Annotated in this window: 20 protein-coding genes; 13 read left to right on the top strand and 7 right to left on the bottom strand. The window is 39.6% G+C overall.

What is annotated here, in order from left to right; all coding sequences use genetic code 11:
- Positions 1 to 22 precede the first annotated feature (22 nt).
- On the bottom strand, positions 23 to 901 hold the full coding sequence (locus QOL76_RS00100; protein ID WP_283410979.1) for an aldose 1-epimerase family protein: 879 nt from the start codon (positions 899 to 901) through the stop codon (positions 23 to 25).
- A gap of 61 nt (positions 902 to 962) precedes the next feature.
- Entirely contained in the window at positions 963 to 2,261 is a 1,299-nt protein-coding gene (locus QOL76_RS00095; protein WP_283410978.1) for a DUF3472 domain-containing protein, read from the bottom strand.
- Positions 2,262 to 2,466: 205 nt separating this feature from the next.
- Here QOL76_RS00095 and QOL76_RS00090 point away from each other — a divergent pair, with 205 nt between their 5' ends.
- The 4 genes from QOL76_RS00090 to QOL76_RS00075 all read left to right on the top strand — a co-directional run bounded on the left by QOL76_RS00090 (position 2,467) and on the right by QOL76_RS00075 (position 5,836).
- Positions 2,467 to 3,045: a methyltransferase domain-containing protein gene (locus tag QOL76_RS00090; RefSeq protein ID WP_283410977.1), complete on the top strand. Its 579-nt coding sequence runs from the start codon at positions 2,467 to 2,469 to the stop codon at positions 3,043 to 3,045.
- Between the two features lie 124 nt (positions 3,046 to 3,169).
- The gene (locus QOL76_RS00085; protein WP_283410976.1) at positions 3,170 to 4,189 is read left to right on the top strand and encodes an aldo/keto reductase; all 1,020 of its coding nucleotides are present in this window, start codon (positions 3,170 to 3,172) and stop codon (positions 4,187 to 4,189) included.
- A gap of 380 nt (positions 4,190 to 4,569) precedes the next feature.
- Positions 4,570 to 5,430 carry a hypothetical protein gene (locus QOL76_RS00080; RefSeq protein WP_283410975.1) on the top strand — a complete coding sequence of 287 codons (861 nt, stop codon included), beginning with the start codon at positions 4,570 to 4,572 and terminating at the stop codon, positions 5,428 to 5,430.
- Positions 5,431 to 5,434: 4 nt separating this feature from the next.
- Positions 5,435 to 5,836: a hypothetical protein gene (locus QOL76_RS00075; protein ID WP_283410974.1), complete on the top strand. Its 402-nt coding sequence runs from the start codon at positions 5,435 to 5,437 to the stop codon at positions 5,834 to 5,836.
- A 9-nt stretch (positions 5,837 to 5,845) separates the two neighbouring features.
- Here QOL76_RS00075 and QOL76_RS00070 read toward each other — a convergent pair whose 3' ends face one another.
- Positions 5,846 to 6,460: a DUF4230 domain-containing protein gene (locus QOL76_RS00070; protein ID WP_283410973.1), complete on the bottom strand. Its 615-nt coding sequence runs from the start codon at positions 6,458 to 6,460 to the stop codon at positions 5,846 to 5,848.
- 334 nt (positions 6,461 to 6,794) lie between these two features.
- Positions 6,795 to 9,488 carry a DUF7133 domain-containing protein gene (locus QOL76_RS00065; RefSeq protein WP_283410972.1) on the bottom strand — a complete coding sequence of 898 codons (2,694 nt, stop codon included), beginning with the start codon at positions 9,486 to 9,488 and terminating at the stop codon, positions 6,795 to 6,797.
- Between the two features lie 345 nt (positions 9,489 to 9,833).
- Here QOL76_RS00065 and QOL76_RS00060 point away from each other — a divergent pair, with 345 nt between their 5' ends.
- Together QOL76_RS00060 and QOL76_RS00055 are read left to right on the top strand one after the other, a co-directional pair.
- Positions 9,834 to 10,031, top strand: a complete 198-nt coding sequence (locus QOL76_RS00060) for a hypothetical protein (RefSeq protein WP_283410971.1) — start codon at positions 9,834 to 9,836, stop codon at positions 10,029 to 10,031.
- 181 nt (positions 10,032 to 10,212) lie between these two features.
- Complete coding sequence (locus QOL76_RS00055; protein WP_283410970.1) at positions 10,213 to 10,491, top strand: hypothetical protein; 279 nt, start codon at positions 10,213 to 10,215, stop codon at positions 10,489 to 10,491.
- A gap of 122 nt (positions 10,492 to 10,613) precedes the next feature.
- On the opposite strand, the gene QOL76_RS00050 is transcribed toward QOL76_RS00055, so the two are convergent.
- On the bottom strand, positions 10,614 to 11,117 hold the full coding sequence (locus tag QOL76_RS00050) for a DinB family protein (RefSeq protein ID WP_283410969.1): 504 nt from the start codon (positions 11,115 to 11,117) through the stop codon (positions 10,614 to 10,616).
- A 383-nt stretch (positions 11,118 to 11,500) separates the two neighbouring features.
- Between QOL76_RS00050 and QOL76_RS00045 the strand changes: the two genes are divergently transcribed.
- Both QOL76_RS00045 and QOL76_RS00040 read left to right on the top strand, forming a co-directional pair.
- Positions 11,501 to 11,896 carry a heme-binding domain-containing protein gene (locus QOL76_RS00045; protein WP_283410968.1) on the top strand — a complete coding sequence of 132 codons (396 nt, stop codon included), beginning with the start codon at positions 11,501 to 11,503 and terminating at the stop codon, positions 11,894 to 11,896.
- Positions 11,897 to 12,361: a heme-binding domain-containing protein gene (locus tag QOL76_RS00040; protein ID WP_283410967.1), complete on the top strand. Its 465-nt coding sequence runs from the start codon at positions 11,897 to 11,899 to the stop codon at positions 12,359 to 12,361.
- 193 nt (positions 12,362 to 12,554) lie between these two features.
- On the opposite strand, the gene QOL76_RS00035 is transcribed toward QOL76_RS00040, so the two are convergent.
- The gene (locus QOL76_RS00035) at positions 12,555 to 13,739 is read right to left on the bottom strand and encodes an AI-2E family transporter (protein ID WP_283410966.1); all 1,185 of its coding nucleotides are present in this window, start codon (positions 13,737 to 13,739) and stop codon (positions 12,555 to 12,557) included.
- Between the two features lie 618 nt (positions 13,740 to 14,357).
- Between QOL76_RS00035 and sbnA the strand changes: the two genes are divergently transcribed.
- From sbnA to QOL76_RS00020, 3 genes are all read left to right on the top strand, one after another.
- Entirely contained in the window at positions 14,358 to 15,341 is a 984-nt protein-coding gene (gene sbnA / locus QOL76_RS00030) for a 2,3-diaminopropionate biosynthesis protein SbnA (protein WP_283410965.1), read from the top strand.
- 169 nt (positions 15,342 to 15,510) lie between these two features.
- The gene (locus QOL76_RS00025) at positions 15,511 to 17,319 is read left to right on the top strand and encodes an FAD/NAD(P)-binding protein (RefSeq protein ID WP_283410964.1); all 1,809 of its coding nucleotides are present in this window, start codon (positions 15,511 to 15,513) and stop codon (positions 17,317 to 17,319) included.
- Positions 17,319 to 18,746, top strand: a complete 1,428-nt coding sequence (locus QOL76_RS00020; protein WP_283410963.1) for a type III PLP-dependent enzyme domain-containing protein — start codon at positions 17,319 to 17,321, stop codon at positions 18,744 to 18,746. The genes QOL76_RS00025 and QOL76_RS00020 overlap by 1 nt, the downstream gene beginning before the upstream one ends.
- Before the next feature lie 77 nt (positions 18,747 to 18,823).
- Here QOL76_RS00020 and QOL76_RS00015 read toward each other — a convergent pair whose 3' ends face one another.
- Positions 18,824 to 19,018 carry a hypothetical protein gene (locus QOL76_RS00015; RefSeq protein ID WP_283410962.1) on the bottom strand — a complete coding sequence of 65 codons (195 nt, stop codon included), beginning with the start codon at positions 19,016 to 19,018 and terminating at the stop codon, positions 18,824 to 18,826.
- Positions 19,019 to 20,328: 1,310 nt separating this feature from the next.
- On the opposite strand from QOL76_RS00015, the gene QOL76_RS00010 reads away from it, so the two are divergent.
- On the top strand, positions 20,329 to 20,766 hold the full coding sequence (locus QOL76_RS00010) for a transposase (protein ID WP_283410961.1): 438 nt from the start codon (positions 20,329 to 20,331) through the stop codon (positions 20,764 to 20,766).
- Between the two features lie 318 nt (positions 20,767 to 21,084).
- Positions 21,085 to 22,392, top strand: coding sequence for a serine hydrolase domain-containing protein (locus tag QOL76_RS00005; protein ID WP_283410960.1), 1,308 nt, complete (start codon positions 21,085 to 21,087; stop codon positions 22,390 to 22,392).
- Positions 22,393 to 22,624 lie beyond the last annotated feature (232 nt).

Genomic DNA, 22,624 nt, shown 5'->3' with positions numbered 1-22,624 from the left:
TTCATTTTACCCCTAAAGCCACCTATTCTAGAATTGTGATTTCATAGACTTTAGTGTGGCTTTTATGAGGTTCCAATTTTAGTATACCTTCCTTTTCTTCAAAGTCTTGATTAGAATCTACGCTATCTCCTATGCCTAGCCAAGGCTCAATGCAAACAAAAGGAGCAAAGGGTTTTGCCCAAATTCCTAAGTAGTTGAAATCTTCGAATTTCACAGATAGTATTGGGCCTCTGCTGTGATGGGTAAGACTAACTTTTCGGGACTTTAGATTTTTGAATATCAAGGCATCTTCATCAAATAAATGCTTGTTCAGGTGAAGCTTGTCTGTATGATTAAGCACTAGCTTTTGATCCAACCCTATGAGGCCATTTTTCTCCACTAGCCAAGTTGAATCTGTTTCTAGTTGCTCAAATTCTAAAAAGTAGTCTTCATATTCTTCTCCATCTTTCAAGGGACAGTTAAAAGCAGGGTGAGCTCCAAGGGAGTAAAACATAGCCGAATCTCCCAAGTTTGAGATGTGATGTTCAACACTTAGTGATTTCCCTTTTAGTGTAAAAAGTATGTCTAACTGGAAGTTATAAGGGTAATTTAGCATTGATTCCTGATCGCCAGAAAGACGAAATCTTAGCGTAGAATCTGTTTGCTCCACTAGCTCGGGTTTGCTGGAATTACGTACTATGCCATGCTTAGGCATTTCATATTTTTGACCATTGATGACCGTAAACCCATCTTTTAATGCTCCAATTATAGGGAAAAGCACAGGTGCTTGACCTTTCCAGAAGTTTGGATCTCCTTGCCAAAGGTATTCTAGCCCTGTTGCTTTATTTTTAATCGAACTGAGTTCTATTCCTAGCGGATTTACTTTTACAAGTAGGTTGCCTGATTCAATTGTGTAATTCATAGTAATTCTCTGAAGCCACAATTGGCTCCATAGGTTTATTGATTAAATTTTAGGAGAGTGGTTAGGGTAGTTTATGGAACTCGATTTCAGGTTTATGCCCGGTTGGCTCACGCTGATGCATGCTATTTAATACCTCAGGCATATCAAAAAAACCTCCATTTCTAAGGTAAAATTCTCCCGATTTTTCTCCTCCAGCATAATCCATTCTGAAACCCCGTCTAGCTATATCATCTCCCGTGAACCTTGCTTCAGTTAACTCTATCCAATTCCCATTTTCATCTGCAGCCCATTGATTTCCATAGTTAGCTGTGCGCTCTAGATGACCTGATTGTGGCACAAAATTCTCCAGAAATGAATGGGGTCTCTTATACCATGTATCTGTTTTAGGCCTTAAAAAAGAAGCAATTAGCATCCATTCTTCTACATCCGGATCCATGAAATAGGCAGAGTAAATCGTGTTTCCTTTACCATCAGGCTCCACAGAATTAAGAAAGCGGTAAGTTTTCCCAGCCTTCCAGTTGTATTTGAGGTAACTTTGCCCTCCAGATCCTTCATTTCCAAATTCACCAGTATAAACATCTTCACCTTTTGCCAACAAGCCGATTTTTTCCTCAGCAGGGATTTCTCCAGGATTATCTGTTTTGTATGGGCTCCAAACCGAGAATAGAATTCTTCGCTCTGACTCAGAATTGACTTGAATTCCAAAGTATCCTTCTGCAAATCCGTTAGCCATAAAATAGGATCCTATGGGATCTAAGCCGACAGGAACGGTGACTTCGCTATAAAACCATTTGAAATTTTTGCTATCAGGCAGGGTATAGGATAAGTGCACGGATGGTCCTCTTCGGCCCCAATAAAAGCGGTTAGATTCATTGTCTTTCACAAAAGCTAGATTCAGCTCACCTTCATAGGATAAAGTCAGATTTTTGAGTTGGGCAAAGTGATGACCCGATTTTTGTATACCCCTTAATTTGATTTCGTTATAACCCGTAGCAAGTTTGAATTGACCCACTTCTATGCTTCCGGTTTGTCCTTTTTTTAAGGAAATATCTTGAGTGTTATTTAGTGATATACTTATTTCAGAATCAGCTTCCTGTGTTATAATATCTAAATAAATTACTACTTCTTTTTCTACAGTTGAATTCACATAAACACTGAATTCACTAGCTGCATTTGACCAGGTTAGTATTCCAGTTTCTCCAATTTTCTCTTGAGTACCTCCTGCAGTTTGATATGTGTTTCCACCCAAGGGAATGGAGATGGAATTAGCGTGATTTTCATGTTTTTTCAGATCAACTGCAGTGAAATCAAAGAATACATTTGATGCAAAAAAGAAGGCAATAGGTAGAAAGTATTTCATTAAGGCTTTTTGATTTTTTTATAAAGATAGGTTTCAAAAATCAATTTGGGGAACTGCCTTGATGTGAATTGTAATACCTTTTATGTATGTTTAAATAGTTGGCTGTTCATAAAGGACTTGTCCTGAAAAAGACATTTACTTAGGTGATAATGCAATTGATCGTCATTTCAAAGCAAGTAGGAGCAAGAAGAATTTTTCATTAACAATGGAAGTATTAATAATGACGGAAGAGAATATAAATGCATTTTATCCAATAAAAATGCAGAAGCTTGCCAGGACCCATTGGACTCCAGTGGAAATTGCTTTAAAAGCCAGTAAATTTTTAACTGAAGACGGAAGAAACAAGGTCTTGGATCTTGGCTCTGGCTCAGGAAAATTCTGCCTAGTGGCAGCTTTATCTTGCAGTGCTAAAATTGTTGGGGTGGAGCGAAGGGAAAATTTAGTACAGCTTTCTAGAAAAATCTCCAAAAATCTTGCTCTGGAAAATCTCAATTTTATCCATGCCGATTTAATTGACATGGATTTTAGTTTATATGATTCTTTCTATTTTTTCAATTCCTTTGAAGAACTTATTAATTCACATGATAAGCTAGATAAGGATCAGGAATTAGACGAGAAAGCTCATCAGGAGTACGTTTTATTGTTACGTGAAAAGTTTGATCAGGCTCCGGCAGGAAGTCGGGTCGTTACCTATTGTGGAGAATGCTCCGAGATTCCGGGAAGCTATAGATTAGTTAAATCCGAGAGTAAAGGAAAATTGAACTATTGGGAAAAAAGGATTTAGGCTATTTCTGAAGGTTAGAAAATTCCTTGGATTTTGCCTTTTACCAAAGTTTGGAAGAAACTGTTTATAGTACTCTCCTGTTTACTAGGCACAACTCTTTTTTTAAGCACCTAATAACAACACTATGAAGTACAATACTGTCGGGAATACCGGCTTAGTGGTATCTGAACTCTGCTTCGGAACCATGACTTTTGGAGGACAGCAAGAAGACATGTGGGCCAAAATCGGAAAGCTCCAGCAAAAGGAAGTGAATGAAATGCTTGCGGCTGTGGTAGATTCCGGAATCAACTTTATCGATACTGCCAATGTGTATTCCTTTGGGCAATCCGAGGAACTACTTGGTCAGGGTTTATCGGATCTTAGAATACCAAGAGATGAGATCGTGATTGCCACCAAGCTTCTGGCAAAAATGAAGGACAAGCCCAATAGTGCCGGACTATCCAGATATAATATCTTCAATTCGGTAGAAGCAAGTCTGAAAAGACTTCAAATGGATTACGTCGATATACTATATGTTCACGGAGTAGATCCCTTGACTTCCCTAGAAGAAATAGTCCGCTCGCTCAACGATATTGTAGAATCAGGTAAAGTTCGTTACATCGCAATTTGCAATTGGCCGGCATGGATGGTAGCAAAAGCTCAGGCTATTGCACACTATCGTGGCTGGCACAAATTCATGGGGCTTCAGTATTATTATTCAGCCGTAAGCCGGGATATTGAGCATGAGTTAGTGCCTATGGCGGTGGATCATAATATTGCTATTTTCCCATGGAGCCCTTTGGCAGGAGGGTTTTTAACAGGCAAGTTTACACGTAAAGAGGCAGATGCTGATTCTAGACGTGCCAACTTTGATTTTCCACCTATTGACAAGGAAAAGGCCTATGACTTGGTAGATGTAATGTCAGACCTAGCCAAAATCCATGATTCTAGCATCGCGCAGGTTGCCTTAGCTTGGGTTAGACAGCAGAAAGGGATCACCAGTACGATTATAGGCGCCAAAACATTGACTCAATTAAAAGACAATGTAGACTCTACTCAATTGCTTCTAACTGAAGATGATCTAAGGAAAATTGATGAAATCAGTCCACTTCCGCTTCAATATCCTGGCTGGATGGTGGAAAGACAATCGAATTATAGGAAATAAGTTTTCGGTTAGTCCAGAATAATTATCGCTAAAATCTGAATATGATATCCGCTTTTGTGCCAGTATGGAGTCAAAAGCAAAATAGGGTATGATTAACTTAAAAATTGAGGCTGCTTCAGCCTGTCCCGACAGTGCGGGAGTTTTCCGAGCAGATAAGCAAAGTATCTAAGGTAACTGGCATCTTTGCGGATAAGCATAAACTGAAATAAGCTAGAGACAGAAGAGTGGGGTGGCCCTCCAGTTTTCTGTGTCTTTTTTTCTGATTATAGGCAGCGGCCAAAGTGAAATAAATTCTTACTATCTTATTGAGGCTAAATGCTATGTGAGTTTTTGAAGCGAGGCAGGCGTTGATTCAATCGACCATTTTTAAGTAGTGCATTATGAATAAATATCGTCTAAAAAGTAAGCTAATTCTCATTCTCTTTGCTTTGAATTTGGTTAGTTGTGTCAATCTCAAATCAGTCGGTGATTTTTCGGTATCTTCTATAGAAAGCATAAAAAATTATGAGCTAATAGATTATTCCTTTTTGCAGCATTGCCTTGATAGATGTGCTGATGAGGCAATCAGATTGTATGAAATAAAACGAGCCCAAGAATGTAGCTGTGCGCTTTATGAAGATGCTGACAGTGTAGCTCAGGTGTTTTATAATACGATAGAAGGATATTTTGTAGGATTGGGAGAATTGCCAAACAATGAACTTACCACCTACAGCAGCGAAGCTTTACTAGGTGTGCTAACTACCGAAGAAGTAGGCCCTCTTCAAATCGATGAGCGTACTGCTTCAGCTTTTTCAAGCCTTTCGAATACACTCCTGAGGGCTTCAACTGATTTTTACCGGAGAAAGAAATTGGCAAAATATATTGAAGATGCCAATGAGCCCATCCAGATCCTGCTGGACAAGTTTGAAGTGATCATTAGCACCAACCTCAAAGGTGAATTGAGGTTTAGACGAGAAAGACTATACGCTTATTACATGGATATGAAAATGAGTAGAACTGTACTTTCCGACTATGAAAAAGGCCAAGCAACGGCAGATTATTATCACGCGCTAGAGGAAATTAAAAGGAAAGAGATGGAGCTGGAGGTTTTTGGAAAAAGTCTGAATGAAATAGCAAAAGGGCACCAAGTGTTGTATGAAAATAGAAATGAACTATCAGTCAAAAGTCTACAAAACTTAGCCAAAGGATATTCTAGTAACATTAAAGCTCTAATTTCTGAATTCAAAAAACTTAATCACTAAAACTATGGCCAATCTGACTTCTGATCAAGCAAAGCAATTGTCTGATAATTTTTACTATTTGGGAATGGCAATTGGTGACTTTAGGTATGAAAACTGGGATAAGCTCTCTTTAGAAGAGAATAAAGAGCTAAGCGAAACTCAAAATATGTTGCTTCAAACAGGGGAGGATATTCTGGCTTTTTCTACCACCTTAATTATGGATGAAGCAGTGGATTCTTTAGCCAAAATAAATTCAATTGCCAGTGAGATTCAGGGGACCATCAAGAAGCTCAGTAATATTCAGAAAGGCCTTAATGTAGCTGCCGCAATTTTGATTCTAGGTGTGGCAATAGTTAATCGTGATACCAAAGGAATCGGTGACTCAATCAAAGGAGTTTATGATACTTGGAAAGCTCCAATACGCTAGCATAAAAAATTACTTTTTGGGAGAGATCAATTGCTCTTGATTTTCGATTACCTCTTCATTATAAACTAGGGTCCACTCCAGGGAATTGGTGAGAATGTAGATGTTTAGAAGTTCACTCATTAAACGGTCCTGAGCATCATCTTTTAGACCTGATTCATCGATTTTCTTACGAAACTGAGCAGTTATGCTGGTTTTGATCGTGTTATAGTCCTTGCCTTCGAATTGGTTCAGATAATCCTGAGTTACATCGTAATACTCAAATTCAGGATATACATTTACTACTGGTTCAGGGATTTTCACAATAGTGACCGTCTTTTTGTTGGGGTCAATTTCCGTTTCCATTTGCCGTAAATCATATTCTACCGTCGCTTTCGCCTTCGCTACTATCAATGCCTTTTTATCGGCACTAACCATATTTAGAAAAAGTTTCTGGGAGTTTTTGTAGGTGAAAACCTGAGAATAATATGCTTCTGTAACCACCAACTTTCCCACTTGCTGAATCTGCTGTTGGATCAAACTTGAGTTGGCTTGAAGCTCAGCTTCTTTGGCTTTATCATTCACAAAAAGCCAAATCCCTCCTAAAAGTAGAATAGCTGCGAAAAATCCGATTATAAACCTGTTCATTAGAATTTAGCTTTAGGAATAGGTTAAAAGTACGTGAATTGATTAGAAAGGATATATTAAATTGTAGTAACTAGAATTCATACATGGTAATATGTATATCAGTTTTTGTTCCAGTAGGGAGTCAAAAGCAAAAAAAGGATACGTTAAACTTAAGAATTGAGGCGGCTTCAGCCTGTCTCTCCAGTGCGGTAATCTTCCGACCAGATAAGCAAAGAATCCAAGGTAAATGCCAGATAATCATAAATGGTAATTTATGAGTAACTAAAAAAAGCGATGAGCTACCTCATCGCTTAATTATAACACACCACTATGTTTGTTAATTTTTAAGGTTCAATCATCTGGCAAAAAGCGTCAATGATTTCATCGCCCAAGGCTGCTCCCCACTTTTCGTGCTTTCTAATTTAAGGAATCTTGCATTTCCCTCGGCTTTCCATTGAATCGTGTTTTCTCCCTGATTTCCAGCAGACTCTGCTACTTTAGTCCAGGTCTTACCATCTGTAGAAGTCGAAACGGAATACGCAAGAGGATACTCTTTACCTCCAGCATCAAACTGAATTTCTGTGATATGCTTAGCGGTAGGAAGTTCTATCTGGAACCACATGCCTGGCTCTTGAGGGCTTTCTGTTTTCCATCCTTTGTATGTAAAAGCATAAGAAGGGTCCTTAGTTGAACCTACGCCTTGCAATGCTGTGCTGCTTGCCGAAACTTTCCAGTTATCCTGTAATGGAAGTGCTTTTGGGATTTCTGAGACAAGTTCGTCAAACTGGTAAGTTCCCTCTTTATCAGCTGTTTCTTTTCTAAGTTGTGCTACATATTCAGGACTTACGAAGCTTCCGGAATTCCCAAAATCATTTCGGATATAGGATACTACAGAAGCGATATATTCATCGTCATTGCTATCCATCGCAATCATTACTCCCTCGTATTCCTTTCCATCCAAAGCTCCATTCAATCCGTGCAGCAACGTTTTAACTGCGTATTCAGGATGACCCATTAGTCTCTGAGAACCGGAGAATGCAGGTGCAATTAGTTCCCCGCTGCCAGTTGGTGTCCCCAATCCTTTAGGCCCATGACAAGTAGAACAGTAACTGTCGAAGATGGTTTTGCCTTTGTTGTAAAGAGCAAGTTGTTGAGGCTCAAACTGAGTAGCGGCTAATTCCTTTTCCTTTGCGATACGCTCCAATAGCTGCGTCCCAACAAGCTGCATTCCCTCAGATTGATTTACTGCCAAGGTTGATTTAATCAACTCTTCATTCTGATCTATTTTAAGAACAAATGCACTTAACAAAGCTTGTAAAGCCACATCTCGTGAGGAATCGTTGATCATTTCCCTATAGTCGGCAGCCAAACTCTTTTCCCCATATTTATAAAGACTTTCACTTGCACGGAGTGCCTGAATTCGCATTTGAGGACTTTCATCCTTGAGCAACTTTTTAACCATTTGGAGTTTAAGAGAATTTAAACCTTCCATGGTCCATAAGGCGTGAATCCTGGCCAACTCATTGTCAGATGTATTTACAATTTTTTCTAAGTCACCGGCCACTGATTTATCCTGATTCAAGATAATTAGCTGCTGAGCTTTATCTCTCCACCATCCATTTGGATTGCTTAGGTGACGTACAAGTTGAGCTGAAGTCTCATCTAGCATTTTTGGCTTCTCCTTGTTTCTTTCCATCCCCTCATAGGTCAGTCTCCAGATTCGCCCATTTCCGGCAATATCATCCATTTGATATTGCTGGATTTTGGTACGAAGGTAGCTTCCATCTTGAGTCCAGTTTCCTTGCTGAATTATACCTCGATACATATCGACGATATACATGGTGCCATCCGGAGCAGTGGCTATATCTACTGGTCTGAACAAAGGGTCTGTGGATTGAATAAACTCAGATTGAGCATCTCTGTATGGGTTTTGTATATACGATAGACCTTCTATTTTCTCAGTGTTTACCTGACGAACTATACGGCCTACCGGCTCACCATAAAAGTATTTGTTTTGTATCTCTGCTGGAAGTCTGTCTCCGCGAAATACATCATTTCCAGCTGCACCTGTCACATTATTAAGTGAGCCATCTGCTTTTGCTTCCCGCATTCCAGGTTGGAAATCAGCCAATTTTACCAAACTAAAAGGCTCTCTGAATCCATCTTTATATTGGCCTTTGACCCCGAAATTACCATAGACTAGTGGGAACTGGAATCCTTGAGGAACTCCTCCTGCACCGTCCTGGAACCATGTCTGTCCATAATTATCCTGAGTTACTCCCCATTGCCCCCAAGGATTTCCTGCAGGTTCTTGAATCACTCCATCAGGTGTCCAGCGGATTCTTCGGGAATTGTAAGTACTGTACATCCAGTTGTCCATGGTCCAAGTCAGGAAACTAGTCTGATGCTCCACGTTACCGGATCTTCCCAATCCAGAGGCGAAAAGTTCCTTCTTATCGGCCTTTCCATCCCCATCAGTATCCGTGTATTTGTAAACATTGTCCTCATTTGACTCCATGGATAAAATGGTGTTTTTGCCAAAAGGAACTACATAACGTGGAAATACCAGGCTGTCCAAGAAGATTACACTTGTTTCATATACCCCATCGTTGTCTTTGTCCTCCCATCTGGATATTCTCGACGTAGGCATCAATTCTCCAGTAGCATCGATGTCTTGCATGTAAGTTCTGAGTTCGAGTACATACATTCGTCCATTTCCGTCAAACTGAATCGCCGCAGGTTCGCGGATTTGAGGTTCAGACAAAATCGGCTCAAGCTTGTATCCAGGCTGAAGTTTAAAGGATTTCAATTCTTCATTGGCCGATACAGGCACCAAAGGTGCTTGAGGGCTAAGATCTATGCCTTTCCAAACTGGAGATTCCATGTCTGCATCTTCAGGAATGCTGATGGCAGGGTAGGGTTGTTCCAATCGTTTAGGGTCCATAGAATCCGCAGGTGAAACATCAAAAGGTGATTTTTCTGGAGTGCAACTGGAGAAAATAGCCAGTGATATACTACAGGAAAGTATGAGAGTATTGGAATTGCGCATTAAGTGAGATAACTAGGTTTAGCATTGATTTCCTTCAGTTAATGAAGGGTTTGCAAAATATAAGATTCTTGTGGAAATGGGGATACCGAAGAAATAATTGTGCGTTTAAACCTGCTTGAAAAATAGGAGTTGAAGTCATTATTGAGTGAGTCATAACCAATCCTAAGCCCTGCCAACTACTTTTTCCTTCTCCTCAATTTGGGGCACATACTACTTGATTTTAATCCTTTTTAGAACGAACCATGGCATTTATAGCTGCTGAGCATGGAAAATTCATCTAGCATGTTATTTGAACCTCTAGTTCCAATGAGTGAAATTATCCTGACAAATAAAGACCATAAAGCTATGAATAGCTTAAGAAAAATTACCAATTATTCAGAGGGACTGACATCTCTAATCGCTGGGACCTATGTACTCTCGCTGGCTTTGTCCAAAAAAAATATAGCCTTGAAAGTGGCGTTTGGTGTAGCCGGTGCATACCTGATTTTAAGAAGTGGAGGAAAGCTAAATTCTGATCATTTCACCTTTGAAGACAAACTATAATAGCACGTCGGAGGTATGAGTTGAGATTTCCTTTTTTCTATCCTGCTGAAAAGAAATTAGAGGTATTAGCTTCATTGTGAGTGTGTTTACCAAGAAAGTTGAACGCCGTTTAAATTACTAAGTGGAAGATAATTAGTATATTAAAAAGGCAGGAAAATTCAGTTAACTAAAAATTAGAACTATGGATAAGTTAGAAAAACTTGAAATGATGGATAAAATCCTGAGGGAATTTGATGATTTGAAGAATAGTCAAACTTCTGTATTGAAGAAAATATCGAAAATTGAAGCAGATAATATCAATCTAGGTGTAAGTCTTCTGGAGAAGAAACTGCCTGATATGTGGTCAAATGTTGATAGCAATCTTGCCCTAGTCACTTCCCTAGAAGAAGAATTCCAAGAGCTCAGGGACAAATTCTACACAGACAATAATATTAAGGCTTTGCAGGACGAAGCGGGCTAAGCTTTATTCTAAATAGTTACAAATGATAAAATCCTTGTTAACAACAGGGATTTTTCTGTTTTGTCACCAATTGTTTTTTAGAGCATAAAGTTGTTCGCTCTCCTGATTTGCCAGCACTGGACTTATTCCTGCAAAATTTTCACTGTGACAAGCAACTGTCCCAAATGCCTTGTCATATGTTCTGCTGCATGGAAAAGTAAACCTCCCACAGAAGAGGGGAGTTGAGCTCTACCAACACCGCGGAATTCAATCAGTTTATCCGTATTGGTTTTTTCTACAAATTTCAAAAAGGCCTGAATCTGCAGATCAAGAAAATTCAATAGCTCTTCAGTTGTCAGTTTCTTTTCTACCACTCCTTCTTTTTTCAAGTAAGCAAACTGCTCTGTAGTAAGAGATTCACCCTTAGCATAAGTCACCATTCTATCCAGTACTCCGGCGATATGCTGCAAATGAAATGCTGGGCTAGCCATTCCTGCGGGTCTTTCCCAAAGTAATTCTAATGAGAAATCCCTCATCAATGCATGAATTTCTTCCTGCGCTTGTAAAACCGCATGTACTACAGGTTGCAAAAGCAGGGGATAGCCTTCAATCGGTCCTCTTAGCCATACTTCGGGTTTCTTGGACATGTGAGTTATTTCATGGTTTAGGATTACTAGTCACAAAGTTAATTTATAGACAATTAAGACTAGTAAATGTATAATAAGAACGGTAGAATAGTTGTTGGTTTAGCCATTTGTCAAATTCTTATATGTGATTATCCGCAATGATGCCAGTGCCTTAGATTCTTTGCTTATCTGGTCGGAAGACCGATGACCGAAGACTCCCACATTGGCGGGACAGGCTGAAGTGACCTCAAATATAATTTTGAACAAATTCTAGATTGCTTTTCCCCCTTTACTGGTAGAAAAGCGGATATACATTTTCTTATATTAAAAAATTAGAAAAAAAATCATATTGTATCTGCTAGACGTATTAAATTCAATAGAATATTTCACTAACCCCTATGACTATGAAAAGAATTGCTTTGCTCCCTGCGGCCGCGATTGTAGGCCTCTTGTTTTTTCAGGCTTCCCAAAAACCGGAAGCTGAAAAACACCCAGATTTCCTTCTATTCGATGCTAAAATGCCTGCTAATGTGAAAGCGATAGTAGATCAAAAATGCTACGGTTGCCACAATGCCGAATCTAAAAATGAAAAGGGCAAGAAGAAGTTGGATTGGGATTTTTTCGAAGCGGAAAAGAAATCCAAGCAATTAGCAACTATGTCAAAAATCAACGAAGTGTTGACTGAAGGCGATATGCCCCCAGCTAGGTTTTTGGAAAATAAACCTGAGGGAAAGCTATCTGAAGAGGAGATGGCAATTCTAAAAGAATGGAGTGCTGGAAAGAAGAAAAAAGGAGAGTAAATGAAGGTTTGGCACTATTCAGGGCTAGTAGTAGCCCTGATCATCCTTGGAATACAACTAGTTCCCACCGAACTTCCTGAAGTGACTCAGGATAATCCTGGGGATTTAATCGGTTCTAGAATTGTAGATGGAGAAGTAGCTGATTTACTTCAAACTGCCTGCTATAATTGCCATAGTAACGTAACTCAATACCCGTGGTATTCTCACGTGGCACCTGTTTCTTGGCTTGTTGCCAAAGACGTGAAAATGGCTAGGGAAGAGGTAAACTTTTCAATATGGTCAGAATATGAGCTGATGGATCAGCTGGCTATTTTGGATGATATTTATTCCACCGTAGAAGAGAAACACATGCCCTTGCCGATTTACATCACTATGCACGCAGAGGCTGATTTGGATGATACTCAGCGACAAAAAATAATCGAATGGGCTGAGGCTGCTATGGATATTTTGGCCGAAGAATATTGAAATGAGTTGTGAACTAATCAAAAGGTCTGGATAATCGCCAGCCTTTTTTGCGGAATACCGCCGTTGATTCATCCGAAACAGATTAGGAAGCTTAAACTACTTTAGTTTAAGCCAAATTCGGAGAAATGCGGATTGGATATTCAACATTTATTTAAAGGACCCATAGAGCTTGATTTACCATCAATTCTAAATCTTAGTTACTAACTTTTTCCCACAGGTTTTTGCCCCATTTACTAAGGAAGTTTTCTTCATCAGCACCTTCTACATCTTTTTCTCCTAAGGCATAGCCAATCGGCTGTAGGGCAGGAATAGAATCAAAGATTATCTTACAAATCCCAGCAATTGGGATACTCAAAATCATTCCAACGATTCCCCATATCGAACCTCCCAGGATTACCACCACTATGGTGACTAGAGGATTAACTTCTACTTTGCTTCCAACGACATAAGGTTCTAGTATATAGCTTTCTATAAATTGCGCAAGTCCAAAGGTGATACTGACTCCAATAATCCCCCAAAGCTCGGCTCCTGCAAAAACTGCCATTACTAGGGACAATCCATATCCTATGATATTCCCTATAAAAGGCACCAGAGACAAAATAGCAGCAATGACAGAGATGAGTATGGCATTTTCGATTCCTGAAAGTGATAGGCCAATGCTATAAATCACCGCTAGAAAAGCTATTAAAATCACTCTTCCTACGATAAAATTCAATGCCAGCTCTATGGAATGATTCATCACTTCTTCGGCTTCTTTCCGGTTTGCTTTGCTGAAAAACTTTAATACGGAAAGCTTTACTTTATTTCTATACAACAGGAGGAAAAATAAGTAAACCAAAGTAAGTACGGCACCTGACATAAAGTTGAAAAAATTCATCACAATCATGCCTATCTCTTCGGAGGCATTGGAGACCATTTCTTTTGGAGAAGATGCTTTGGATGCTGAGGAACTTGATTGCTTATCGTTTTCCGAATTGGTAGAACTTTCTGCTTCACTGGGTGGATAAAGCATCTGAAATTCCTTTTGGAAATTGACTCCTGTTTTTTCGGCTATGGTCTCTTGTACCTCTTCTAATTTGGGTTGCATTTTTCGCTGAATTTCTGGCCAGCGTTCGGATATATTGGCTATTTGAGCGGTAATAATTGTAAAAAAGGAGATAAATACCAGTAAGCTTAAAACCACACTTACTAAGGCAGAAAGACCCCGAGAAAGCTTCCAGCTTTCTAGTTTTCTACAGAAAGGAATACAAATCAATGTCAAAAGTACTGCGATAGACAGAGGTTTTAGAAAGCCAGAGGCTTCTATGATTCCAACGATAAAAAAATAGATTCCTACGACTAATAGCGTAAGAGAAAGTAGTATTTCTTTTGATTTCATATTGCTTTTCTAAAACCCTGTAAATGCTATTTTAACCTCAAATTCCCTCGAGAATTGATTTCCAACTGGAATAGAAATCAATCTTTCAGCCAAAAAAATAAGTGGCCTACCAGGGATTATAGTGGTAGAATCTGCAATAAGTAGGGTGTTGATGTGAAAAAAGATTCCCGATATGGGACCGATATAGGGACGCAAAGTTTTTCTACAGGAAGTTTCTGGCTTACGTCCTCGGGACTATTTACCCAACTAGTCTTCGTCCTTCCCCAGAATAAAACCAAAAGATAGATTGGGGTGAATTTTTCCTACATCTCGGTATGATTTCTACATTCTTTTATAAAAAATTAGTTGAGACTAGTGCATAATAATCTAAAGTAATTTTTATTGGCTTTTTATCATGTAAATTCTCAAATCCCTTTTAAATCATATTCAAGGGGGATTATGGTAATATTTAGGTGAAAATGGGAATGCCTTTCACGAAGGTTCTCGGCTAGTATTTGGAATAATAGGGGTACTTCTCAGCACTAGAGAGTTGAAAGGTTCAGTTTTAGTTAGGAATAGCTTGTAAAACTAAAGTAAAACTAAACCAACTATAATCTCAAAGCTTAACCAAGTCGGAAAATGAACAACCCATCTCAACCTTGTTTCTCCAGAATATTGGATACTGTAGGGCATACCCCACTAGTTCGCCTTAATCGATTATTTCCTGAAAAGCAGCTAAGAATTGTTGCAAAAATGGAAGCTTTCAATCCCGGAGGTAGTATTAAAGATCGCACCGCCTTACAACTGATTACCGACGCAATGGAAACTGGAAAGTTAAGAAAAGGTGATACGGTGGTAGAATCCAGTTCGGGAAATATGGCCATAGGCCTCGCCCAAACGTGCAAGTATTTTGGACTTAACCTGGAAGTAGTGGTGGATCCAATGGTTAATAAGCAAAATATAAAAATCATTAAAGCATACGGAGGCAAAGTGAATTTCGTAAGCAAGCCTGCCCAAGTAGGAGGCTATTTGCAGGCTAGGTTAGATAGGGTGCAGGAAATTTTAAAAAACAATCCCAGAAGTTTTTGGACTAATCAATACGGAAATCCACAAAATCCCGTAGCTCACAAACAGACCATGCATGAGATCGTCAAAGATCTGGGAACTGCGCCAGATTACCTCTTTGCGGCTACTAGTACCTGTGGGACTTTGATGGGCTGTGCGGAATACATCATTAGCAATAAGCTCAAAACCAAGGTAATTGCTGTGGATGCAGTGGGGAGTGTGATTTTCGGAACTCCTGCTGGTGAACGTAAAATCCCTGGTCATGGGGCGGGCAGAAAATCCCAATTCTTGGACATAGAATCAATTTTTGATGTGGTGCATGTAACTGACGAAGAATGTGTAGCAGGCTGTCATAAGTTGATAAATACCGAAGCTATTCTATGCGGTGGATCTTCAGGAGCTGTCACTTCAGCAGTGCAAAAATACGCTTCAAAGATGCCGACTGGAGCTTCTGTAGCAATGATTTTATGTGATCGGGGAGAAAGGTATTTAGATACGATTTATAATGAGGATTGGGTGGAAGAGAATATCAATACTAGGGAAGCTGTGCTCGTTTGATTTCTTAAACGTTCAATCCACTAGACTAGTGGCTCCTTTTGAAGTTAAAGGAAGAAGCTTTTAAAAGAGATAGTTAAAACTAGCGTTTTGGACTGCAGTCTTCCAGCCAACTGAGCAAATATAAGAGACTGGCTTACCTGCGGATTAACATTGTCAAAATATATCATCAATGAATCAAGAGAAAAAAAGAATAGCTATTGTAGGATTAGGTCCAAAAGGACTCTACGGCCTAGAGCGCCTTCTTGCTAATCTAGCGCAAGTAGATCATCCTATTCCAATAGAAATTCACCTGTTCAACAAGTCAGATTCCTTTGGCGCTGGAGAAGTTTATAATCCTGCCCAGCCGCCTTACTTGAAGATGAATTATGTCAATGCCTACATCAATATGTGGCCTGATCAAGATCCCAAACCAGCAGTTCCTCATCCCAGGTCTTATGTAGAATGGTTGAAGCTGCACGCAGATGAGTTTCCAACTGCTACTGAAACGACATTTTCATCCAGGGCCACAGTGGGAAGATACCTAGCTGAAGGATTCAATGAGTTAGTTGAAAACTGTCCAGACCATATCTCTATTTTCAAGCATGTAGGTGATGTCATTAGGATAGAAAGAGGAGAAGAGAATTATTCCGTTTGTTACAAAACCCCTGCTATTGGCACCGAGGTTGAAATAAATAAAGTGGATAACATGCTCATAGCCACTGGACATGCATGTATCAATGACGCTGATTTACTGCCGCAGGCAAGTCATATAGACTTTATTTACCCAGTAGATCTACGTCTAAAGGAAGTCTCAGCTGGTAGCAAGGTAGCTATCAAAGGTATGGGATTGACCTTTATCGATACAGTGTTAGCACTGACTGAAGGTAGAGGAGGCAAATTTCATGAGGAGGAAAATGGCCGTCTGGTCTACACCAAGTCTGGGTTAGAACCTGAGCTGCTTTTTCCATTCTCGAAGTCAGGATTACCGATGATTCCAAGGGGCAATACCTATGGGAAATCATCATTGGCTCCCTTTTATTTCACGCAGGAGTCAGTTGAATTTATTTCAACCCTAGAAGGAAAATATGACTTCGAACGCCAGCTTTTACCTCTTATTGAGCAGGACTTTACAGCTGTTTATTACTCCAAATTGTTTTCAAGTAAAGGTCTGGAATTGGAAGTTTTAAAAGACTATGCAGAGGTGGAGTTTCAAATTGAAAACTTTCATGAGCAGTTTCCTGAACTTCCGAGGTTTGATTTTCACAGTTTCCTAGAAGGCACTCTTCCAGAAAGTGAATTGGATAAAAGTACCCTTGAATTCATAGAAATGAGTATTCGGGAAGCGGAGACAGGAATAGAGAAAAGTGCCTTCGCGGCAACTGCTGATGTCTGGCGACATCTCAGCGATTTCTTCAATGAGCTTTACAGTTATGGTGGTTTGAAACCACAATCCCAAAAGACATTTCTGGAAAAATATGCCGGACATCTGAATAGAATCACTTATGGTCCTCCAATTGAAAACATGAAGAAAATACAAGCTATAGCAAAAGCAGGGGTAATAGATTTCTCTTTTTCCAAAAATCCGGAAATTTCCAAAGCATCAAATTATACACTATCAATGAATAAGGAGGAGCAGGTTTCAGTGGACTTTCTTATCGATGCACGGATTCCCAAAATCCAATTGCATCGCTGTGCAGGCCCACTCTATGAAAACTTACTTGAGCAGAATTTAATCATTCCTTATGTGAATCGCTTGGAGGGCTGTCTGGATTTCAGACCTGGATGTTTGGCTATCAACGAAAAAGGACACCCCGTAGATGAGACTGGCTGGGCAAATAAAGCAATAACTTTTACCGGCACACCTACAGAAGGACTCACTTATGACAATGATTCTCTTTCCAGGAAGCGGAATGATTTTGTCAGTGATTGGGCTAAAAACCTAAAGCAAAAATTACTTCTAAATGAACCTGAAACTCAACTTCGATTAAATTCTATCTAATGGCTCACTTACCAACACTTACTCCAATTACATCTGCCTGGATGCATGAGTTGATGAATGCAAAAGGCATATTGAATCAACTGCTGGAAAAGCACGGCTCACCTATAAACATTCATCAAACGGATGCAATGGATGAGAATTATGAATCCTACCATCGGGTATTTGAAGAGGCAGGTTTGAAGAATAGAATCTTTTTCGCCAGAAAAGCCAACAAAACCAAAGCTGTGGTTCAAAAGGCTCATTCCCTGGGGATGGGGATAGACACTGCCAGCTATCAGGAATACAGTCAATGTCTGGAAATGGGGATTCCCGGGTCGGACTTGATTGTAACAGCAGCAGTCAAAAACAAGGGCCTGATTGATAAGGCAGTTAGAAAGGGGAGTCTACTTGTTCTTGATAATGAAGATGAATGTATTCAGGTACAAGAAATTGCAAAAGAGGCAGGTAAAAATGCAAACATCGCTTTTCGAGTAAGTGGTTTTACAGTTCGGGATTCAAAGCTTTACAGCAGATTTGGTTTTGATATTGAAACCCTCAACACATTTGTGAAAGACAATTTTGCAGAGTCTACGCGATTTGATCAACTGAGCTACAAAGGGCTACATTTTCACCTAAATGGCTATTCCGTAGAAGAGCGAAGTATAGCGTTGAGTCAGTGTCTTGCGTTATCCGAGCGTTTGTCCCAAAAAGGTTTTAAAACTGAATTTATAGATATAGGTGGAGGGATCCTGATGAATTACCTCAAATACGAAACAGAATGGGATAATTTCAGCTTGCAACTTCGACGGGCAATCAATAATAAGATTGACCCGATTACTTTCGAAAATCAAGGATTGGGATTGCAGGTTTTTGGGGGTGCGCTGCAGGGGGAGCTTAAAACATATCCATTTTGGAACTACCTATCTAAAGGTGATTTTCTTAGAAAAATATTAGCATATAAGACGTCTTCTGGGGATACTCTGGCGGAACAGACGAAGAGTCTAGGTATTGAAGTCAGAATGGAGCCTGGAAGGTCCATGTTAGATCAGGTGGGACTCACTGCGGCCAAAGTTGCTTTCAGAAAGAAGGATTCTAGAGGGGATTGGTTGGTCGGTCTGGAAATGAACATGACCCAAATGCTCAGTGGAAGTGCTGATTTTATGTTAGATCCTTTTGTAATATACCAGAATGAAGAAGGGGAGGAGCAAAGCGCGGAAGTGTACTTTACTGGGGCTTATTGTCTGGAAAGAGACGTTCTACTCAAGCGAAAAATAGCTCTGAGAAAGCTTCCTGAGGTAGGAGATGTGGTGATCTTCGTGAATACTGCAGGATATATGATGCACTTCTTCGAGTCAAGTGCACATCTCTTTCCTTTGGCTGAAAATCTGATCTGGAATCGATCATCCAACGGTGGAGAAATTAGCATAGCAGAATTTTATGCTGAATGATAGGCTATCTAAACTCTTGGGTTTAACCTAAATCAACATTTCATAAAGTTTTTACGAGCTGCTTTTAACAATAGAAACTAAGTTATCATGATGAACAACTTCTTAAAATACATCTCCTCGACAATAACGTTACTATTGGTACTATTCCTAATACCAAGCATTTCATATTCCCAAGTGCCAAAGGATATACCCAAACCAACCGGGCCGGTGGACTTATCAGATACAAGCGACTTGGTTATTTTTCTGGTGATTCCGGCAGTGATTCTTATCATCTACCTAATTTTCCGTAGAAGAATAATAAAGATCAAAAAGGATAAGAATGAGAGAAGAAGATAGGGTGATAATATTCAGGAGCTTACCCCGAATTGAATGGTAAAGCATGTCGGATTAAAACTCATTTTTCTTAAAGAAAGTATACCGTCTATTTATGATTGCTTCATATTTTTTCGGTGAGCCACTATTCCATACACCACCCTCCATTTTTTGTAGGTTTTATCTTTGTCACTTTTTAGCGACCAAAAAATAACCAAAAAGCCTGGGCCCCAATCAACCCCCTTGAAGTTCTGGTATTTCCATTCCTAAGAATCCAAACGAAAGATTGCTTCCATTACTAGGAATGTGGCTTTATTTCATTGTTCATATGATTCCACAATCCCCCATCATTAGACATTTGGCTTTTATTCATTCCTAAAATCATTCCCACTATCCCATCAATAGGAATGCGGCTTTAGCCCATTCCTATTTTCGATCCTCCCCCCAACCCCGGCTTTAGCCAAAATCCACGGACTCTTATTCCTATTCCAAAAACGAAAGATTGCTTCAATCACAAGGAGGGCGGTTTTAATTCATTAATATAATTACCCTAAGATCACACCACTAGGAATGCATTTTATTTCATTGCTCATATGATTCCACAATCCCATCACTAGAAATGCGGCTTTATTTCATTGCTCATATGATTCCACAATCCCATCATTAGACATTTGGCTTTTATTCATTCCTAAAATCATTCCCACCATCCCATCAATAGGAATGCGGCTTTAGCCCATTCCTATTTTCGATTCTCCCCCCAACCCGGCTTTAGCCAAAATCCACGGACTCTTATTCCTATTCCAAAAACGAAAGATTGCTTCAATCACAAGGAGGGCGGTTTTAATTCATTAATATAATTACCCTAAGATCCCACCACTAGGAATGCATTTTATTTCATTGTTCATATGATTCTACAATCCCATCATTAGACATTTGGCTTTTATTCATTCCTAAAATCATTCCCACTATCCCATCAATAGGAATGCGGCTTTAGCCCATTCCTATTTTCGATTCTCCCCCAACCCGGCTTTAGCCAAAATCCACGGATTCTTATTCCTATTCCAAAAACGAAAGATTGCTTCCTATCAATAGGAATGTGGCTTTAGCCCATTCCTTTTATTCATTCCAAAATCCCATCAATAGGAATGCGGCTTTAGCCCATTCCTATAGCCAATTCACCCCCTAACCCCGGCTTTAGCCAAATTCAAAGATCTATAGTATTTGTTCTCGACAAAGATTAAATTAATTGAGTTTTTTAAATTATTCAGCCATGTCATTTATCAAAGTCTACATCCACTTCATATGGAGTACTAAAAACCGATTTTCTTATCTAAATACTCGAGAATTAAGAATGAAAGTGTGGGACCACATCCGTCAAAATGCCAAGGAGAAAGGAATATTTGTCGACTTTGTGAGTGGGTATTCAGACCATTGTCATTGCCTGATCTCCTTGGGAACAGATCAAACTATTCAAAGAATAATGCAGTTAGTTAAAGGCGAATCATCTTTTTGGATAAATAAAAATCAACTGACTGCAGAGAAATTTGAATGGCAAGATGAATATTATGGTGTCTCAGTATCAGAATCAATTCTTCCGAAAGTTAGAAAGTACATCGAGAATCAAGAGCAACATCATAGAAAGAAATCATTTCAGGAAGAATATGAGGATTTCATCTTAAAACACGGGTTCCAGAAATTCAATGATTAGCATAAAGCCCAAAAACCAACACATCACTAGGAATGGGGCCTTAGCCGATTCTAATAAAAACGAAAGATCGCTTCCCATCTTTTATTCATTCTACAATCTCATCAATAGGAATGTGGCTTTAGCCCATTCCTAACTAAAACGAAAGATCGCTTCCCATCTTTAATTCATTCCAAAATCCCATCAATAGGAATGCGGCTTTAGCCCATTCCTATTTTCGATTCCCCACCCAACCCCGGCTTTAGCCAAATGAAAACGAATTCGCCTTCACACCATTCCTATTGCTTATTTTTCAATAATTTTAAAGCAAACTCTTCCAGAATGAAAAAAATCTCGATATCATTTTTCTTAATTATCACCCTGATTCAACTTGGATTTGCCCAGCGGGAATTGATTCATGCCAGCCCATCTCAAATGGGATTTGATAAAGCTTACATCGAACATAAAGTTGATTCCCTGATGAAAATGGGCATCGACAGTTTGGCTTTTCCAGGTGCACAAGTATTAGTAGCCAAGAATGATACGGTTATTTTTCACAAAGCTTACGGGTATCATACCTACGACAGCATTCAGCCTGTCGCATTGGACGACTTATATGATTTGGCTTCGGTGACCAAAATTGCAGGGCCTTTACCTGCCTTGATGAAGTTGGTGGACGAGGGAAAACTTGATTTGGACAAACCGTTTAGTACCTATTGGGAGCCGTGGAGAAAGCAAAAAGATAAAAAAGACCTCACACTTCGGGAAATTTTGGCTCACCAGGCAGGGTTAATCCCCTACATCGTTTTTTTGAATGAAGTGATAAAGAAAAATGGCAAAATCAAAAGAAGATTTGTGCATGATTCATCCAATAAGCGTTACCTAGGGCAAGCATATGAGGGGATTTATATCAACAATCGTTTTGAAAGGAAGATGAACCGGATCATCGATCGATCCGAAGTTTCAGCGGAAAAGAAATACCTGTATTCGGGACTTACTTTTTTGATTTTCCCGAGTTTGATCGAGCAACTCACTGGAAAGGACTATCAGACTTATTTGGAGGAGAACTTCTACAAACCCATAGGTGCCTATACTTTAGGATATTTACCCGAAGTGAAAAATTACCCAAATACCATTGTCCCAACCGAAGTGGATTCCCTCTTTAGAAAGACCTTGGTCAACGGATGGGTACACGATGAGAATGCGGCGCTGAAAGGTGGTATTTCAGGTAATGCAGGCCTGTTCGCCACAGCCGACGACTTGGCAAAACTGATGCTCTTATATCAGAATTACGGCAATGTAGATGGGCAACAGCTTATTTCAGCTGAAACCGTCAAGGAGTTTGCCGATGTGCAATTTCCTGAAAACGATAACCGTCGAGGATTGGGATTTGATAAACCACTCCTAAACAATTCCGAGCTGTCTTTGGCAGATGCGTATCCATCTCCTTTAGCAAGCCCAGCAAGTTTTGGCCACTCCGGTTTTACAGGGACTTTTGTATGGGCAGATCCCGAAAACAAGCTTACATATATCTTTCTATCCAACCGGGTGTACCCATCCAGAGATCATCAGAAATTGTACAGTTTGGGAATTAGGGAAGCATTACAAGATGTTTTTTATAGACCACCATCTAAAGAAGGTGTGAATTGATTCGATTCTTTTCCGATCTGGCGGTCTTCATCTACCTCCAGCTGAAGCAGGAGGGAAGTGATGGGATTCGATTTCATGAGTTCTCCATTGAGATAGAATTAGGGTTTTAGGCAATTCCTGAATTACTATCCCATCACTAGGAGGGCGGTTTTAATTCATTAATAACATTATTCCAAAATCCCCATCACTAGGAATGCGGCTTTTATTCATTCCTAATATCATTATCCCACTA

The sequence above is a fragment of the Algoriphagus winogradskyi genome (assembly GCF_900182815.1).
GTDB classification, from domain to species: Bacteria; Bacteroidota; Bacteroidia; order Cytophagales; family Cyclobacteriaceae; genus Algoriphagus; species Algoriphagus winogradskyi.
This window is presented reverse-complemented; position numbering and strand designations above follow the sequence as displayed.